18 protein-coding genes are annotated in these 17,001 nt (G+C 71.1%); 8 read left to right on the top strand and 10 right to left on the bottom strand.

Annotated elements, in window-relative coordinates:
* Positions 1–366: 366 nt before the first annotated feature.
* The 7 genes from ACWGJ5_RS18845 to ACWGJ5_RS18815 all read right to left on the bottom strand — a co-directional run bounded on the left by ACWGJ5_RS18845 (position 367) and on the right by ACWGJ5_RS18815 (position 6,992).
* Positions 367–1,506 carry a hypothetical protein gene (locus ACWGJ5_RS18845; protein ID WP_453310787.1) on the bottom strand — a complete coding sequence of 380 codons (1,140 nt, stop codon included), beginning with the start codon at positions 1,504–1,506 and terminating at the stop codon, positions 367–369.
* On the bottom strand, positions 1,506–2,168 hold the full coding sequence (locus ACWGJ5_RS18840) for an RNA polymerase sigma factor (protein ID WP_453310786.1): 663 nt from the start codon (positions 2,166–2,168) through the stop codon (positions 1,506–1,508). Before ACWGJ5_RS18840 ends, ACWGJ5_RS18845 begins: the two co-directional genes overlap by 1 nt.
* Before the next feature lie 279 nt (positions 2,169–2,447).
* Complete coding sequence (locus tag ACWGJ5_RS18835) at positions 2,448–3,194, bottom strand: hypothetical protein (RefSeq protein ID WP_453310785.1); 747 nt, start codon at positions 3,192–3,194, stop codon at positions 2,448–2,450.
* A gap of 111 nt (positions 3,195–3,305) precedes the next feature.
* Positions 3,306–3,938: an RNA polymerase sigma factor gene (locus tag ACWGJ5_RS18830; RefSeq protein ID WP_453310829.1), complete on the bottom strand. Its 633-nt coding sequence runs from the start codon at positions 3,936–3,938 to the stop codon at positions 3,306–3,308.
* A gap of 177 nt (positions 3,939–4,115) precedes the next feature.
* Entirely contained in the window at positions 4,116–4,502 is a 387-nt protein-coding gene (locus tag ACWGJ5_RS18825; protein WP_453310784.1) for a hypothetical protein, read from the bottom strand.
* Between the two features lie 169 nt (positions 4,503–4,671).
* Positions 4,672–5,229, bottom strand: coding sequence for a hypothetical protein (locus tag ACWGJ5_RS18820; protein ID WP_453310783.1), 558 nt, complete (start codon positions 5,227–5,229; stop codon positions 4,672–4,674).
* Positions 5,230–5,330: 101 nt separating this feature from the next.
* Positions 5,331–6,992 carry a beta-N-acetylhexosaminidase gene (locus tag ACWGJ5_RS18815; protein WP_453310782.1) on the bottom strand — a complete coding sequence of 554 codons (1,662 nt, stop codon included), beginning with the start codon at positions 6,990–6,992 and terminating at the stop codon, positions 5,331–5,333.
* A gap of 154 nt (positions 6,993–7,146) precedes the next feature.
* On the opposite strand from ACWGJ5_RS18815, the gene ACWGJ5_RS18810 reads away from it, so the two are divergent.
* The 7 genes from ACWGJ5_RS18810 (at position 7,147) to ACWGJ5_RS18780 (ending at position 12,675) form a co-directional block, all read left to right on the top strand.
* The gene (locus ACWGJ5_RS18810; RefSeq protein WP_453310781.1) at positions 7,147–7,719 is read left to right on the top strand and encodes a 2-oxo-4-hydroxy-4-carboxy-5-ureidoimidazoline decarboxylase; all 573 of its coding nucleotides are present in this window, start codon (positions 7,147–7,149) and stop codon (positions 7,717–7,719) included.
* A 191-nt stretch (positions 7,720–7,910) separates the two neighbouring features.
* A complete protein-coding gene (gene sdhC, locus ACWGJ5_RS18805; RefSeq protein WP_076087831.1) occupies positions 7,911–8,291 on the top strand; it encodes a succinate dehydrogenase, cytochrome b556 subunit in 381 nt (126 codons plus the stop codon).
* A gap of 5 nt (positions 8,292–8,296) precedes the next feature.
* Positions 8,297–8,779, top strand: a complete 483-nt coding sequence (locus ACWGJ5_RS18800) for a succinate dehydrogenase hydrophobic membrane anchor subunit (RefSeq protein WP_228621095.1) — start codon at positions 8,297–8,299, stop codon at positions 8,777–8,779.
* Between the two features lie 19 nt (positions 8,780–8,798).
* Positions 8,799–10,553 carry a succinate dehydrogenase flavoprotein subunit gene (sdhA, locus tag ACWGJ5_RS18795; RefSeq protein WP_453310780.1) on the top strand — a complete coding sequence of 585 codons (1,755 nt, stop codon included), beginning with the start codon at positions 8,799–8,801 and terminating at the stop codon, positions 10,551–10,553.
* Positions 10,553–11,332 (top strand): succinate dehydrogenase iron-sulfur subunit, encoded by a 780-nt coding sequence (locus ACWGJ5_RS18790; RefSeq protein WP_453310779.1) that lies wholly within the window; start codon positions 10,553–10,555, stop codon positions 11,330–11,332. Before sdhA ends, ACWGJ5_RS18790 begins: the two co-directional genes overlap by 1 nt.
* A 113-nt stretch (positions 11,333–11,445) precedes the next feature.
* On the top strand, positions 11,446–11,856 hold the full coding sequence (locus ACWGJ5_RS18785; RefSeq protein ID WP_453310778.1) for a VOC family protein: 411 nt from the start codon (positions 11,446–11,448) through the stop codon (positions 11,854–11,856).
* A 39-nt stretch (positions 11,857–11,895) separates the two neighbouring features.
* Positions 11,896–12,675, top strand: a complete 780-nt coding sequence (locus tag ACWGJ5_RS18780) for a TetR family transcriptional regulator (protein WP_453310777.1) — start codon at positions 11,896–11,898, stop codon at positions 12,673–12,675.
* On the opposite strand, the gene ACWGJ5_RS18775 is transcribed toward ACWGJ5_RS18780, so the two are convergent.
* Both ACWGJ5_RS18775 and ACWGJ5_RS18770 read right to left on the bottom strand, forming a co-directional pair.
* On the bottom strand, positions 12,676–14,235 hold the full coding sequence (locus ACWGJ5_RS18775) for an ABC transporter substrate-binding protein (protein WP_453310776.1): 1,560 nt from the start codon (positions 14,233–14,235) through the stop codon (positions 12,676–12,678).
* A gap of 241 nt (positions 14,236–14,476) precedes the next feature.
* Complete coding sequence (locus ACWGJ5_RS18770; RefSeq protein WP_228621101.1) at positions 14,477–14,716, bottom strand: SCO4848 family membrane protein; 240 nt, start codon at positions 14,714–14,716, stop codon at positions 14,477–14,479.
* 91 nt (positions 14,717–14,807) lie between these two features.
* Between ACWGJ5_RS18770 and ACWGJ5_RS18765 the strand changes: the two genes are divergently transcribed.
* Positions 14,808–16,028: a D-alanyl-D-alanine carboxypeptidase family protein gene (locus ACWGJ5_RS18765; protein ID WP_453310775.1), complete on the top strand. Its 1,221-nt coding sequence runs from the start codon at positions 14,808–14,810 to the stop codon at positions 16,026–16,028.
* Here the strand turns inward: ACWGJ5_RS18765 and ACWGJ5_RS18760 are convergent.
* Complete coding sequence (locus ACWGJ5_RS18760; RefSeq protein WP_453310774.1) at positions 15,976–16,896, bottom strand: YihY/virulence factor BrkB family protein; 921 nt, start codon at positions 16,894–16,896, stop codon at positions 15,976–15,978. The two genes, ACWGJ5_RS18765 and ACWGJ5_RS18760, sit on opposite strands and share 53 nt — an antisense overlap.
* Positions 16,897–17,001 lie beyond the last annotated feature (105 nt).

Here is a 17,001-nt window from a genome sequence, read left to right as displayed (position 1 = left end):
CCCAGCCGGGGGGGGGGGGCCGCGGGGGGGGGGGGGGGGGGGGGGGGGGCCCGGGGGGGGGGGGGGGGGGGGGGGGGGGGGGGGGCCGGGGGCCCGGGGCCCCCCCCGCGCCAGGTGCACGAGCCGTGGGTACGGGGGGAACCCCGGCTCAGTGCGACGGCCGATGACCAGTCGGCTCACTCAGTACTGCGTACCGGGTGCCAAAAACGTCACACCCCGCGCGAAGAAATTTTCGCGGCCCGCAAAAGCGCAGGTCAGATGGGTAAAGGGGGACGGAGGGGAAGGGGGGACGGAGGGGAAGGGGGGAGTGCACCGACCGCCTGAGCGGACTGCGGGCCGACCGGATCATCCTCCGATCCGGTCGGATCAGAGGGCGGTGTACGTCGGGCTCGGCGTCGGGCCGAGTCGGGTGCCGGTGGTCCGGGTGGGGTGGGCCGGGGCGAAGGCCGTGGGAGCGGGCGCGACATCGTCGCCGTGCCGGCCCCTGCCACCGCCGTTGCCCTTGCCGCCGTTGCCCTTGCCGCCGTTGCCCTTGCCGCCGTTGCCCTTGCCGGGGTTGCCGCCCCAGCCGTGGTGACCGTCACCGCCGTGGCCGGGGTTGCCTTCCTCGTCGCCGCCCTGGCCGTTTCCGTTGCCCTTGCCCTTGTTGCCGTTCTCGTCGCCCTTGCCGCCGCCCGCCGCGCCGTCGGCCGAGTCGACGGTGGCCAGGACGACCTTGCAGTACCGGCTCACCCGGCCGCTGCCGCCCGCCAGGTGCTCCAGGGCGCGCCGGCGGCCGGAGTCCAGCTCCTTGCCGTCGCGGATGTCCCGGCAGGCCGAGGCCACGTCCCGCCACCGGCCGCCGGGGGTGCCGGAGGAGTCGCCGGTGCCGGGAGAGGTGCTCCGGCCGTTGCCGTCGCCCGGTACCACGGCCTCGCCGGAGGTGCCGCCGCGGTTCGTGCCCGCGCTGCCGCTCGGCGTGCCGGGCCCCGAAGTCGCACCCGGGCTGCCCTGTGGCACCGAGGCCAGCGGCGTCGGGGAGGAGGGGTCGGCGGAGACGGAGGCGGCGGGGCGCTCGGGCCCGAAGGGCGTGGGCAGCATCCCGGTACCGGCGGCCACGGCGACCCCGCCGACCGTGCCCACGGCCACCGCCGCGGCCAGCGCCAGCCGCACGGGGCGGCCCCAGCGGGGGCGGCGGACGGGCATTCCGGTACAGGCCGGGGCGGCGATGCGGACCAGCCTCGCGTCGCTGCCGGGCACGGGCAGGCCGGAGGTGTCCTCGGCACGGCCGACGGCGGGCCCTTCGGCGACGGCGGCCTCGCGGGCCTTGCGGAACGCGGCCAGGGCGGCCTCCTCGCCGGCGAGTTCACCGGTGGCGGGGGCCGTCCGAGAGGTCAGCGCGCCGAGTGCCCGGGAGAGGCGTTCGGCCTGGTCACGGGTGGAGGCGTCGACGGCTTCCAGCGGCTCACCGCGCAGCAGGCGTTCCGCCGTCTCACGGTTCAGCCACTTGTACTGCTCGTCGGCCATCACATGTCCTTCTGCGTCCGCGCACGCGTATCCGTCACAGTTGCGGACGACACCGCGCGGCCGCGCGGTTCTCGCTGGGGCGGGAGCGCGTCGAGCACGCCCGCCGATTCCGGATCGTCGCCGAGCAGCTCCGCGAGCCGCTTCAGGCCGCGGTGCGCCGCGGTGCGGACGGCACCGGCGCGTTTGCCGAGGGTCTCGGCGGCGCTCTTGGCGTCGAGGCCGACCACGACCCGCAGGACGACCGCCTCGGCCTGCTCCTGGGGCAGCCGGGCGATGAGGGAGAGGGTGCTGTCGGTGGTCAGGGCCTCGAGGGCCTCGCCGGCCGTGTCGGACTCGGCGGCCCGGCCGGTCAGTTCCGTCTCGTCGCCGCCTATGGCGGGACGGCGGCCGCGCATGCGTATGTGGTCCAGGGCGCGGTTGCGGGCTATCCGGGCGGCCCAGCCGCGGAAGCGGTCGGCGTCCCCGCTGAACCGGTCGAGGTCGCGGGCGATCTGCAGCCAGGCCTCGGACGCCACGTCCTCGGCATCCGGATCGCCGACCAGCGTGCGTACGTATCCGAGCAGCCGTGGATGCACCGCGCGGTACACAGTACGGAACGCGGTCTCGTCACCGTCCTGCGCCGATCGCACCGCGGCGGTCAGCTCCGCGTCGTCCCCCAGCACCTGACTCCCTTTACGCCTCTGTCCCGGTCGGCGCGAAAGGCACGTTACGGCGTGAAACCGTTCCACGTCCATGTCCGTAGAAGATGCAACTAACTCGTGACCGGGTGCGGATGTGCGCAGGGTGAGGTTCGGCGGTGGCCGGGTGTGACAGAAACAGCACGCACGGCGCTGTAGAGAGTACGGGCCGCTCGCGGCCCGTCAGCGCGACGGCCGGGGCCTCTCCTGTGGGGGGTGGCGGCCCCGGCCGTTGCCTTTCGCGGTACGCCCGGGTGGCGAGGGCTACTTCTTCCCGGGGGCCCTACGGTCCGAACTGCCGCCTTTTCCGGCGCCGTTGCCGCTGTTGTCGCTCTTCTTCCCCTGTGCGGCTTTCATCTGGGCCGCGCAGTAGGCCGCCACCTTGTCCTCGCCGCCCGCCGCCCCGACGAGCCGCTGCCAGGCCGTCGCGTCCAGGGCGGCGCCCCGGTCCCCGGCCCGCTCGTAGGTACGGCAGTGGGCCACGGTGTCCCGGGCGGTGTCCGGATGGTGCGGGCGCGTGGACGGGATGCCGGACGGCGGCCCGACGGTCCCGGCGGACGTGCCGGGAGCGGACGGCCGGTGCGGGGTGCTCGCCCGCTGGTGGGCCGGATGCGAGGTGCCGGGGCGGCCGTGGGTGCCGGATCCGGCGGAGCCGATCGCCGCGAAGGCGACACCGCCCAGCGTGAGGCTCGCGAGCACCACCGAGAGCGCGGCCTTCAGCGACACCCGGGCACGCCTCGGCGCGGCGGGCCGCCAGTCGTCCCGGCGCCGGGTGCGGGCGCGGGACGCCTGCGTCGCGTGGGCGGCGCGGAAGGCGGCCACGGCCCGGCGCTCGGCCTCGGCGTCGACGCCGCGGGCACGCAGGGCGGCACCGAGCCGCTCCTCGAACCGGGAGTCCGCACGGTCCTCGTCGGCCTGGTCCGCATGGGCCTGGCCCGGTGCGAAGAGGGTGCCGCCGGGGTGCGCGCGCCGGCGGCCGAAGGGGCCGTCGCCGCTGCGCCGTTCACCCATGCCCGTTCCCGCCCTCGTCCGGCTCACCGCAGACGTACCGCCTCCCGGGCCTCGTGCGGGCTCCGGGACCGACCGCCCTCCCGTGTCCATACGGCTCGCGGCCGGGACCGTTCATGTCGACTCACCCAGCGTCCGGGTGCCGCCGTCCGTCACGCCCTGGTCCGCCGCGTCCCGGACGCCCAGCTGCCCGGCGAGGCGTTTCAGCCCGCGGTGCGCGGCCGTGCGGACGGCACCGGGGCGCTTGCCGAGGACGCGTGCGGCGGCCGGGCCGTCGAGACCGACGACCACCCGGAGCAGTACGGCCTCGGCCTGGTCGCGCGGCAGGGTGCGCACCAGCTCCAGCGCCCGTGCGGTCGACAGCGACTCCACGGCCTGGTCGTGGGTGTCGAGCCGGCCGGGCAGCTCCAGCACGTCGTGCTCCAGCGGCGCGGCCTGGGGCCGTACCCGCCGGCGGCGCAGATGGTCCAGGGCGCGGTACCTCGCGATGGTCGCGGTCCAGCCGCGGAAGCCGGCGCCGTCGCCCCTGAAGCGGCCCAGGTCGCGGGCGATCTCCAGCCAGGCCTCGGACGCCACGTCCTCGGCGTCCTCGCCGACCAGGCCCCGCAGATAGCCGAGCAGGCCGGGCTGCACGATCCGGTAGGCGACCGCGAAGGCGGTCTCGTCGCCGTCCTGGGCCAGCGCGACGGCCGCACCCAGCTCCCCGTCCCGCGGCTGCGGGCGGCGGGGTTCCCCTGCCTGGCCCAAGACGTCCTCGTTCGCGCCGAGTTCATGGCCACTGCGTGGCACGTCCCTCACGGTCCGACACGCTCCGGCCGTGTCTCCGCCCTCCACGATGATCAGCGTCGGACCTCACAGAAGTGTCACAGCGAGGCGATGTGCCTTGCCGAAGGCGGAAGTGGCGCTCCGGTGGGTCGCCGGCCGTCAGCGCGAGCCCGTGGCGTCCCGGCAGAGCAGGCGCAGCGAGCCCTGGCCGTCGTAGACGCGCCGGGCCTCCTCGATGGGGTCCCAGAGCCGGCCGTCGGGGGTGCGCACCCAGTGGTCGCCGCCGGTCGTCCACCACTCGGCGCCGCTCTGCCGGACGATCACCTCACCGGCGTAGGCGCCGAAGCCGCGCAGCACGCTCTCGACGGCGGCGTACGGCGGTCCCTCGCGCCGGATCTCCTCGATCATCCGGTCCACCCGCCACAGGCTCTGCGCCGAGTAGTCGAGCCGCACCCGCGCGCCCTCGCGCATGGTCGCCACGGCGTCCGCGGCCCACCGCACGGGCTTCGCCGCGGCGTGCGGCCTGGTCTCCTGCTGTGCTGTCACGTACTGGGCTGTCACATAGGGAAGAGCGAGCCGGACCGATCATCCGTCACGCCATTCCGAAACGTATCGGCAACCGTCGCGGAACTACCCCACGTCCACCGCACGACAGGCACAGGACTCGCGCACACAGAGGGGTTTGACCGTCGGATCGCCGTAGCCGCGGCGCTGCTCAGGCCCCGCTGCGGGCCCGCCGTGACACCACCGCGCGCAGGATCCGCCGTCCCTCGATCGACAGGTCCAGGGCGCGGCGCAGGCCGTTGGGGCCGTGCTCGGCGAGGAGGTCCAGCACCGCCGTCTGCCGGCGCAGCTCCGCCGCGACCAGCGGAGGCAGATCCTCGGTGTCCCCGGCCCGCCCGGCGTCGAGTCCCTCGGTCGCCGACGTACCGTCCGCGGCGGGGTCGAGCAGCCGGTGTATGCGCAGGGATGCGACCGAGCAGGCGTCGGCCCAGGGCCGTACCGCGTCGGCGGTGCGCTCGGCCGGGGCCGCCTGCAGCATGCGGCGGGCCAGCCGCGCGGCCTCGTCGTCGCCGGGCTCCTCGGCGCCGAGGGCATCCCGGGCCTTCTCCAGGCTCGCGGCCCAGTCCGAGCCGTCGGCAAGGCTCGCCCACAGCGGCCGCAGCAGCTCGTCGTCGGCGCCGAGCAGCGGCAGGCACCGATCCAAACAAGCCAGCCCACTGGCGGCCAGTCCGCGTTCGTCGGCCTGTGCGATCCGTTCCACGAGGCTCATGAATTGTCTCCCTCGCCGGGGCGCCGACCGTTACGGAGCCCGCACTTCCCTTTACTGCGTGATACGGCGCGGGAGTGTCACAGCGGATGTTTTGAGCCAAGTCAGCCCAGCCGGTTCGCCAGGTTCCGGAAGCCGGTCCAGGACAACGCCGGCGCGCCCGGGTCCCACAGCTTCTGGGCGGTGGCCCGCAGGGGCATCCGGATGCCGGCCGCGACCTGGGCCTCGGTCTGGGCGTTCGGGAAGTCGCTCCAGACCGCGAACGACCCGCCGAGGATCTGGCCGTCGTAGCTCGCCGGTACGGCGGTCGTGCCGCGCAGCACCCGCGGGTTCCACTGCTCGTAGATCCGCTGCCCGGTGGGATAGACGAAGGTCTGCGGCTGGCCGAGGACGTAGTAGAGGAACTCGTCGTTGTAGTTGATGACCTTCCGGCCCGCGCTCAGGTACGCGACCGGCTGCCGGGCGCCGATCTCCTTGCCGGTCCAGTAGGCGACCTGGAGGTCCTTGGCCGCCTGCACGGACGTACCGCGGTAGAAGCCGTCGTTCCAGGCGCGCATGGTCCTGCCGTGGGCGCGGACGGTGGCGGCGCGGTCGTTCAGCCAGCCGGTGGCGAGGTCGGCGACGGTGCCGCCGGAGCCGTACTTCTGCCGGGCGGCGGCCGCGAGCTGCGGATAGGAGACCTGGGGGGCCTTCACGGTCAGCGCCTGGTACTCGTCGCCGCCGAGGTGCCACTGGCTGCCGGTGAACAGCCCCGCGTACTCGTTCAGCAGATCGTCCACGAGCTTCGCGGAGGCGGGCTTGGAGATGTCGATGGCGCCCTTGGTGGCGACCCCGCTCGCGTTGCGCAGCTGAAGGTCCGGATGGGCGGCGAGGACGGCGCCCAGGTGCCCCGGCGAGTCGATCTCGGGCACGACGGTGATGTGCCGGCTGTTCGCCAGGTCCACGATCCGCTTGACCTGCGCCTTGGTCAGATGGTTCGGCGAGACGATCTCGGGGTGGGTGCTGGACTCGATCCGGAAGGCCTGGTCGTCGGAGAAGTGCAGCCCCAGCTCGTTGAACTTCAGGTCCCCCAGCTCCCGTATTCGGTCCTCTATCCAGGACGCGGAGTACGGTTTGCGTGCGATGTCCAGATTGAAGCCGCGCACCGGCTTGGCCGGCTCGTCCCGTACGACCCCCTCCGGGGCCGTGCCGCCGCCGTGCACCTCCTGCTTCAGGGTGCGGGTGCCGTAGAAGACCCCGGCCTCGCCGGGCCCGCTGATGTCGACCCGCCCGTCGCGGACGGTCATGGCGTACGACTCCTGGTTCCCGCCCCCGCCACCGAGCGCCAGCCGGACGTCCCCCGCCCGCACGTCGTCCTTCTCCCCCGCGTAGGTGAGCCCCAGCTCCCCGGCCACCAGCCGCCCCTCGTCGGCCAGCTCCCCGTCGCTGATCACCACCCGGTCCGCCTTCTGCGGCTTCCAGCCGGGCCCGCGCGCCGGAGTGTGGGACCGCACCGCGGGTATCGTGCGCGGCGCCCGGGAGAGCGGATAGGACCGGCCGGGCGTCGGACTCGCCGACGGCGCGGCCGCCCCGCCGGAGGCGGTACCGGCCATCCGGCCGGACGACGACTGCCGCGCACCCCCTTGCGACGTCCCGCCGTCCCCGCCCGACGAGGCCCAGACGCCGACCCCCGTGCCGATCGCGACCGTCCCGACGACCGCGGCGGCCACGACCGCCCGCTTGCGTATCACCTGTTGCGCCGAAGCGCGGCGCTTGTGCTGGGTCACCCTGCCAACGTACGACCGGTCCGGGCTTCACCCGTCACTCAGACGTTCTGAAACTCTCCCGTCCGGGTGAATTTCAGGCATCACACCGACACACAGTGACCACTCTCGATAACCTGACGACACACCTTTCACAGCATCCCCTGCCACGCCACATGTGACGCGAGGACCCACGCTGCCCGCCCACCGTCTTCCGTATCTCCCCAAGCCCCTCGATGCCTTCAACGCGGCACCCGCCGACGAGGCACGCGCCCTCCTGCTGCACTGCCTCCACAGCCTGCGCTGGTCCCACCGCGTCGCGGACCACCGCCCCTACCCCGACCTGGACTCCCTCCTGGCCGCGGCGGACGAGGCGGCATACGACCTGTCACCGAGCGACCTGTCGGAGGCCCTGGCCGGAGAGACCCTCCCGGACCTGCCCGAGGACACCTACTCGGCAGCCCACATGGCCCTGAGCGCGGCCCATGCGGCCTACGAGGCCAGATTCGGACACGCGTTCGTCATCTACCTGGGCGACACCCACCCGGACGAATCCCTCGACCGGATCCTCGAAGGCATCCGATCACGATTGACAAACGATCCGGAGGAGGAGCGGGTGATAGCGGCGGAGGAACTCCGGCGCCTGGCAAGAAGCAGGCTGGGCACCTACCTGAGGGGCGCGGGGCGGCATCCTTCAGCGGCTCCGCCGCGGGGCGCGACCAGCCACAACGCATCGGCACCGGGGAGATAGCGGGACACCCCACCCCAGGTGCCGCCCACCCGCTCCCCCATCCGGTGCCAGTTTGATCACACAGGTAGGCCCCCCGTAAGGCACAGCGCAGCGTCTCGCTACGATGCTGGGGGCCGGTGGACCGTACCCGGCCGGGCCCGCCCGACACCGAAGCCGGCGCGGCCCCAATCCCCGCTCCCGGAGGGACTTCCGTGCCGGCTGGAACGCTGTACCGCGGCCGGGAAGGAATGTGGTCCTGGGTGGCTCACCGAGTCACCGGCGTCCTCATTTTCTTCTTCCTGTTCGTTCACGTGCTGGACACCGCTCTCGTGCGTGTCTCCCCAGAGGACTACGACAAAGTCGTAGCCACGTACAAGACGCCGATCGTCGCGCTGCTGGAGTACGGCCTCGTCGCCGCCATCCTCTTCCACGCGCTCAACGGCCTGCGCGTCATCGCCGTCGACTTCTGGTCGAAGGGCCCGCGCTACCAGAAGCAGATGTTCTGGACCGTGATGGGTGTCTGGGTCGTCCTGATGGCCGGCGCGATCTACCCCGTGCTCGGCCACGCCGCTCGTGTCCTGTTCGGGAGCTGACGCCGATGTCCACGACTGAAACCACCGCGTCCGGAGTCGGCCCCGTCGAGGGTGCCCCCGTCTACACCGTCGACAACCCGGCCCCGCTGATCGAGGCGCCCCGCAAGCGCACCAAGAAGTCCCCGAAGTCGACCCGGGGCAACTTCGAGCTGGCCGCCTGGCTGTTCATGCGCCTGTCCGGCATCGTGCTGGTCATCCTGGTCATCGGCCACCTGCTCATCCAGCTCGTGCTGGACGGCGGCGTCTCCAAGATCGGCTTCGCCTTCGTGGCCGGCCGCTGGGCCTCCCCCTGGTGGCAGGTCTGGGACCTGCTGATGCTGTGGCTCGCGATGCTGCACGGCGCCAACGGCCTGCGCACGGTCATCAACGACTACGCGGAGCGCGCCAGCTCCCGCATGTGGCTGAAGGCCCTGCTGTACACCGCCACGGTGTGGACCATCCTGCTGGGCACGCTGGTGATCTTCACCTTCGACCCGAACATCCGCTAGGCACGGGGCTGCGAGAATCATGAAGATCCACAAGTACGACACCGTCATCGTCGGCGCCGGCGGCGCGGGCATGCGTGCCGCCATCGAGGCGACGAAGCGCAGCCGCACCGCCGTGCTGACCAAGCTCTACCCCACCCGCTCCCACACGGGCGCCGCGCAGGGCGGTATGGCCGCCGCGCTCGCCAACGTGGAGGAGGACAACTGGGAGTGGCACACCTTCGACACGGTCAAGGGCGGTGACTACCTGGTCGACCAGGACGCCGCCGAGATCCTGGCGAAGGAGGCCATCGACGCCGTCCTCGACCTGGAGAAGATGGGCCTGCCGTTCAACCGCACCAAGGACGGCACCATCGACCAGCGCCGCTTCGGCGGTCACTCGCGCAACCACGGCGAGGCCCCGGTCCGCCGGTCCTGCTACGCCGCGGACCGCACCGGCCACATGATCCTCCAGACGCTGTACCAGAACTGCGTCAAGGAGGGCGTGGAGTTCTTCAACGAGTTCTACGTCCTGGACCAGCTGATCACCGAGGTCGACGGCGTCAAGAAGTCGGCCGGTGTGGTGGCGTACGAGCTGGCCACCGGCGAGATCCACGTCTTCCAGGCGAAGGCGGTCATCTACGCCTCAGGCGGCACCGGCAAGTTCTTCAAGGTGACGTCGAACGCCCACACGCTGACCGGTGACGGCCAGGCCGCCGTCTACCGCCGCGGGCTGCCGCTGGAGGACATGGAGTTCTTCCAGTTCCACCCGACCGGCATCTGGCGCATGGGCATCCTGCTGACGGAGGGCGCCCGTGGTGAGGGCGGCATCCTCCGCAACAAGGACGGCGAGCGCTTCATGGAGAAGTACGCGCCGGTCATGAAGGACCTCGCGTCCCGTGACGTCGTCTCCCGCTCCATCTACACGGAGATCCGCGAGGGCCGTGGCTGTGGTCCCGAGGGCGACCACGTCTACCTCGACCTGACCCACCTCCCGCCGGAGCAGCTGGACGCCAAGCTGCCGGACATCACCGAGTTCGCGCGCACCTACCTCGGCATCGAGCCCTACACGGACCCGATCCCGATCCAGCCGACCGCGCACTACGCGATGGGCGGCATCCCGACGAACGTCGAGGGTGAGGTCCTGTCGGACAACACCACCGTCGTCCCGGGTCTGTACGCGGCCGGCGAGGTCGCCTGTGTCTCCGTGCACGGCGCCAACCGCCTCGGCACCAACTCGCTGCTGGACATCAACGTCTTCGGCCGCCGTGCGGGCATCGCCGCCGCCGAGTACTCCCACACGGCCGACTTCGTCGAACTGCCGGAGAACCCGGAGGCCTTCGTCGTCGAGCAGATCGAGCAGCTGCGCAACTCCACCGGCAGCGAGCGGGTGGCCACCATCCGCCGCGAGCTGCAGGAGACCATGGACGCGAACGTCATGGTGTTCCGCACCGAGCAGACGATCAAGACGGCCGTCGAGAAGATCGCCGAGCTGCGCGAGCGCTACAAGAACGTGGCGATCCAGGACAAGGGCAAGCGGTTCAACACGGACCTGCTGGAAGCGATCGAGCTGGGCAACCTGCTCGAGCTGGCCGAGGTCATGGCGGTGTCGGCCCTGGCCCGCAAGGAGTCCCGCGGCGGTCACTACCGCGAGGACTACCCGAACCGCGACGACGTCAACTTCATGCGTCACACCATGGCGTACCGCGAGGTCGGCGCCGACGGCTCGGAAACCGTCCGTCTCGACTACAAGCCGGTCGTCCAGACCCGCTACCAGCCGATGGAGCGTAAGTACTGATGGCTACCCCTGTTCTGGACAAGGAAGAGGCGGCCGGCAAGCCCGAGCCCGGTTTCGCCGACTCCCCCTACATCACGGTCACCTTCCGGGTCCGCCGGTTCAACCCGGAGGTCTCGGCGGAGGCGAGCTGGGAAGACTTCCAGCTGGAGCTCGACCCGAAGGAGCGTGTCCTCGACGGCCTCCACAAGATCAAGTGGGACCTCGACGGCACCCTCACCTTCCGCCGCTCGTGCGCGCACGGCATCTGCGGCTCGGACGCGATGCGGATCAACGGCAAGAACCGCCTTGCCTGCAAGACGCTGATCAAGGACATCAACCCCGAGAAGCCGATCACGGTCGAGCCCATCAAGGGCCTGACGGTCCTGAAGGACCTGGTCGTGGACATGGAGCCGTTCTTCCAGGCGTACCGGGACGTCATGCCGTTCCTGGTCACCAAGGACACGAACGAGCCGACCCGTGAGCGGCTGCAGTCGGCCGAGGACCGCGAGCGCTTCGACGACACGACGAAGTGCATCCTCTGCGCGGCCTGCACCTCCTCCTGCCCGGTGTTCTGGAACGACGGCCAGTACTTCGGTCCGGCCGCGATCGTGAACGCCCACCGCTTCATCTTCGACAGCCGTGACGAGGCGGGCGAGCAGCGCCTGGAGATCCTCAACGACCGTGACGGCGTGTGGCGTTGCCGTACCACCTTCAACTGCACGGACGCCTGCCCGCGCGGTATCGAGGTCACCAAGGCGATCCAGGAAGTGAAGCGCGCGCTGATCACGCGCCGCTACTGATCCTGCCCGTCCCGCGCCGAGGGCCCCGCTTCCGATCCTCCGGAAGCGGGGCCCTCGGGCGTTTTTGACCGGGTTTGCGCGCTTTGCGTTCCCTGCGGCTCTAATCTGACGACATGGCAGACGATGAGTCCTACGAGCTGCTCGGTTTCGACAACGTGTTGCTTCCCGTCGGCGACCTCGGCGAGGCCGTCGGCTTCTACGAGCGGGCCGGGTTCACCGTGGGGTTCCGCTTCGACGAGGCCGGTATCGCGCTGCTGAAGGTCGGGGCGGAGACACCCGGGATCCTGCTGCAGGCGGAGGAGGCGGTGGGCCGCCGGACCCCGCCCTGGCCCTCGCCGCGCGTCTGGCTGGAGGTGCCGGACGCCCGGGCGGCGGCACGTGAGCTGGCCACCGCCGGCATCCCGCCGCTGGACGGGGTCTTCCAGGTGGCCACCGGCTGGACCGTGGAGTTCGCCGACCCCTGGGGCAACGTCCTCGGCTTCACGGACTACACCAAGCGCCCGGAACTGGGCCGCCGGAGCTGACCACCCGGGGCACCCGAGTCACTCGTTAGGCTCTTTGCCGTGCCCGCGATGAACGACGGCCCCGAGACGGCCGACTCCCCCAGCAGCAAGTCCGAGCAGACCCGCGCGCTGATCCTCGAGACCGCGATGCGGTTGTTCCAGGAGCGCGGGTACGACAAGACCACCATGCGGGCCATCGCCAAGGAGGCCGGGGTCTCCGTCGGCAACGCGTACTACTACTTCGAGGGCAAGGAACACCTGATCCAGGGCTTCTACGACCGGATCGCCGCCGAGCACCGCAGGGCGGTCCGCGAGGTCCTGGACCGGGAGAGCGACCTGGAGGCACGGCTCGCGGGCGTGCTGACCGTCTGGCTCGACATCGCCCGGCCCTACCACGAGTTCGCCGTGCAGTTCTTCAAGAACGCCGCCGACCCCGACAGCCCGCTCAGCCCCTTCTCCCCGGAGAGCGAGCACGCCCGCGAGCAGGCCATCGCCGTCCACCGCGAGGTGCTGGCCGGGTCCAGGTCCAAGGTTCCGGCCGAACTCCGGGACGTCCTCCCGGAGTTGATGTGGCTCGCCCAGATGGGCCTCGTCCTGTACTGGGTCTTCGACCGGACGGAAGGGCGCGAGCGCAGTTACCGGCTGGCCCGGCGCGGCGCCCGGCTGACCGCCCGCGGGGTGGCGCTCGCCCGCTTCCGCGTGCTGCGCCCCCTGGTCCTGGAGATCCACGAGCTGTTCACGGACTTCCTGCCCGGCATGACGAAGGCACTGCCGGACCCGCGGACCAAGGGGACCGAGGGCACCAGTGGGACCAAGGGGCGCGACGAGCAGGGCGGCTGATCAGATCCACTGCAGACGCCACAGGCGGAAGACACCCGTGCCGTCGTCGAGGTACTGGCTGCCGCCCACGTCCTCGATGCTGACCACGTACTCCTTGCGCTGCCACAGCGGGATCAGCGGGACGTCCTGGGCGACGTCCGCCTGGATGTCCTTGAAGTCGTTCGCGGCCCGGCTGCGGTCGGCGTACTGCTGGCTGTCCAGGATGAGATGGTCGACCAGCTTGTTGCTGTACCCGGTGCTCATCGTGGAGCCGGTGCCGACGAGCGCCGCACCGAAGGTGTCCGCGTCGGGATAGTCGGGCACCCAGCCGACCGCCCACGCGTCCATCTTCCCGGTGGCCCAGCGCTTCTGGAAGTCGGTCCACTCGTACCCCTGGACGTCCACCTTGAACAGGCCGCCGGCCTCCAGCTGCCTCTTCAGCGCCGCGGCCTCCTGCTCACCCACGCCCCGGTTCCTGCCGTAGCCGAAGGTGAACCGGACGGGCAGGGACACCCCGGCCTGGGTGAGCAGCGCGCGCGCCTTCTGCAGGCTCTGCGTCGGGTAGTCGTCGAAGAACGAGGTGGTGTGGCCGGGGATGCCGGTCGGGATCAGCGAGTACAGCGGGTCGACCGTGCCCTCGTAGACCGTCGAGGCGAGCTCCTCGCGGTTGACCAGCCAGGCCATCGCACGACGCACCCGCGCGTCGTGCAAGGGGGAGCCGGCGCGCGTGTTGAGGTACAGGTTGCGGGTCTCGGCGCTGTCGGACTCGGTGACCCGCTGGTTGGGGTCGCTCGGGTTCAGCGCGGAGAGCACGCCCGGCGGCAGCTCCCGGGTGGCGACGTCGACCTGCCCCGCCTTCCAGGCGCTGTACAGCTTCGCGGAGTCCGCGTAGTAGCGCAGCTCGATCGGGCGGCCGGTGCCGCTGAGGTAGCCCTTGTAGCCGCCGTTCGGCTGGAGCACCGCCTCCTGGTTCTCGGTGTACGACGTCAGGGTGTACGGGCCGGTGCCGTCGACGGCGGTGTCCTTGCGCAGGGAGTCGGCCGGGTACTTGTCCTTGTCCACGATCGCGCCGGCGCCCGTGGCGACCTTCAGGGGCCAGGTGGCGTCCGCGGACGACAGGTGGAAGGTGACGGTCGTCGCGTTGTCCGCGGTGACCGAGGCGAGCGTGGAGAACAGCGACGCCGGACCGACATCGGAGTTGATCTTCTTGACCCGCTCGAACGAGTACTTCACGTCCTCGGCCGTCATCGTGCGCCCGCTCGGGAAGGTGATCCCGGGGCGCAGTGTGCACTGGTACGTCCGCAGACCGCTGCCCTGGAAGGCGCAGCTCTTCGCCGCGTCCGGGACCGGCTCGACGCCACCCGGCTCGAATGTCAGCAGCGTCTGGAAGACATTGCTGAACAGAGCCCAGGAGCCGGCGTCGTAGGCGCCCGCCGGGTCGAGGTCCGTGACGGCGTCCGTCGTACCGACCGCGATGGTCTTGTTCTTGTTGTCCTGCGACGGCAGCAGTTGCCAGCCGCCGATTCCCGCGATCGCGAGCACGAGCAGTGCCACGAGAACGCGCATGCGAACAGATCGCATGGTGGTGCCCTCCCCAGGCCCCTTCAGAGGCCCTACCCCTGGCCAGCACGATTTCGCCACTCCCCTAGTGGCGCGGCTCACCTAATCACACGGGTTTCGCCTGGGGGAAGGGCTTTCTGACCAGATGGGGAAAGAACTTACCGAGGCGCTGTTTCCCCCGGGTTTCACAGCGCCTTCACAGGTGTGGGAGCGGTTTCGGCCAGGGGGGACGGCGGGCTCGGTGCGAAGTCCCGGGTCTCCGCTATGACGTACGGCGCAGTGCCCGCAGTCCGCGCAACCCGATGACCCCGACGACCGTCCCCAATACGAAGGAAACGACCGCCAGCAGCAGGTGCACCCAGAAGTACGCGGTCGGGTGACCGTTGTCGAAGGCGAGCCCGCTGCTGTCCTTGACCAGGTTCTTGACGAAAGTGACCCAGATGACCCAGGACCACACCCCGAAAGCGAGCAGGAACCAGGAGACCGGGCGGCTGAGCTTCATGCGACCAGTATCGCCGTTCGCCGTCCGGTTCCGTGTCGGGGGTGAGGTGGGTCATGGGACTTCACGGCTGGCAAACGGTACGTTCTCGGCCGTGTCCGCTCCGAAGAAGACCGGCCGGCGATCCCTGCTGGTCACCTCCGCCACCCTGCTGTCCCTGTCCGCCACCGCGCCCGCCGCCCTCGCCGCCCCGTCCCCCCCGGCCAGTCCCACGGCCACGCCCCCGGCCGGCATGTCGACCGTGGGCGGTGTCCGGCTGGGACAGCCCGGCACGCAGGTCGATCTCGCGCCCGGTGTCCCGGTGCTGCCGAAGGACCTCACCGCGCGCTCCTGGATCGTCACCGACGCCGAGTCCGGGGAGGTGCTCGCCGCGCACAACGCGCACTGGCCGCTGCCCCCGGCGAGCACGCTGAAGATGCTGTTCGCGGACACCCTGTTGCCCCGCTTCCCGAAGGAGGAGCGGCACAAGGTGGCGCCGACCGACCTCGCGGGCATGGGCGCCGGCTCCAGCGTGGTCGGGATAAAGGAGGGGCACACCTACAGCGTCCACGACCTGTGGCTCGGGGTCTTCCTGCGCTCGGGCAACGACGCGGTGCACGTGCTGTCCGCGATGAACCAGGGTGTCGCACAGACCGTCAAGGACATGCAGGACCACGCCGGCGAACTGCAGGCCCGGGACACGCACGTGGTCTCGCCCGACGGCTACGACGAGCCGGGCCAGCTGTCGTCGGCGTACGACCTCACGCTGATCGCCCGGTCCGGGCTGCAGAAGAAGGACTTCCGCGACTACTGCTCGACCGTCAGCGCGAAGTTCGAGTCGGGCGAGATCCGCAACACCGACCGGCTGCTGAGCGGTGACAGCGACGTGCCCGTCTACCAGGGCATCGCGGGCGTGAAGAACGGCAACACCACCAACGCGGGCGCCACCTTCACCGGGGTCGCCGAGCGCAACGGCAGGGTGCTGCTCGTCACGGTGATGCATCCGGAGAAGCCTGAGCACAACGAGGTCTACAAGGAGACGGCCAAGCTGTTCGACTGGGGCTTCCAGGCGGCCGGCAAGGTCAGTCCGGTGGGCGAGCTGGTGCCGCCGAAGAGCGCGCTGCCGAGCCCGGGGCCCAGCGCTTCCGGCGGGAAGGCGGGCAAGGAGGGATCCGGCACCAAGCCGGTGGCCGGTGCCACCGCCTCCTCCGGATCCGGCGTCGGCACCGCCGCGGCCATCACCGGCGGGGCGCTGGTGCTGCTCGCGGGCGCGGCGTTCCTGGTCAATCGCCGGTGGCCGCTGCCGGACCTGATGCGCCGTCGGTCGCGTCCGTGACGTCGGCGGGTTCGGCCTCCGTACCCTGCGTCGCCGTCCAGGAGGCGCAGAACAGCACGAGTTTCGCGGTGAAGTTGATCCACAGCAGCAGCGCCACGGGGACGCCGAACGCGCCGTACATGCTCTTCGCGGCGACTCCCTGGATATAGCCGCTCAGCAGCAGTTTCAGCAGTTCGAAGCCGACCGCGCCGAGCAGCGCGGCCACCACCAGGCGGCGGCGCGGCGGCTCGACACCGGGCAGCAGGGTCAGGACGTAGAGCAGGACGAGGAAGTCGGCGGACGCGGCGACGGCGAACGCGGCGATCCGCAGCAGCAGGCTCCCCCAGCTGTGCGCGGCCAGGCCGAGATGGCGCGACACCAGGCCGACGGCGGCCGAGGCGAGCGTGGACGCGGCGAGCGTGACCAGCAGGGCCCCGCCCAGGCCGAGGAGGATGCCGGCGTCCTTGGCCTTGGCCACCACCGGATTCTGCTGCTGGTCCGGCAGCTCCCACACCGCGCGCAGACAGTCCCGCATCTGGCCGACCCAGCCGATGCCGGTGAGCAGCAGCAGGGCACCCGCGATGACACCGACCGTGCCGGCGTTGTGGACGAGCGAGGTCAGGTCCAGCCGGCTGGAGAGGACGCCGGGGAACTGCTCGGCGATCTTGTGCTCGACCGTCTTCTGCCGGTCCGGGCTGAGCGTGGCGGCGCTGATCGCGGCGATCAGGGTCAGCAGCGGGAACAGCGCCACGAAGCTGATGAACGTCATCGCGGCCGCCAGCCGTGCCCACTTCACCCGGTCCAGCCGTTCGTAGCAGTGCCACGCGTGCGTCTCCGTCAGCCGGACCACGATCGGCCCGATGCCGGGGAGTCTCTTCAGCCAGTCCATGATCCCCTCCTGCCCCTGACCGCGCGCTCGTAAGACATCCCACTAATCACCCATTGTGTGGAGCGGCCGAATGTTCAGTAACTAATCCCTCATATCGGGACGATA

The organism is Streptomyces sp. NPDC054783, from assembly GCF_053611725.1.
The sequence above is the reverse complement of the archived record's forward strand: the minus strand, read 5'-3'. Positions and strand labels throughout refer to the sequence as shown.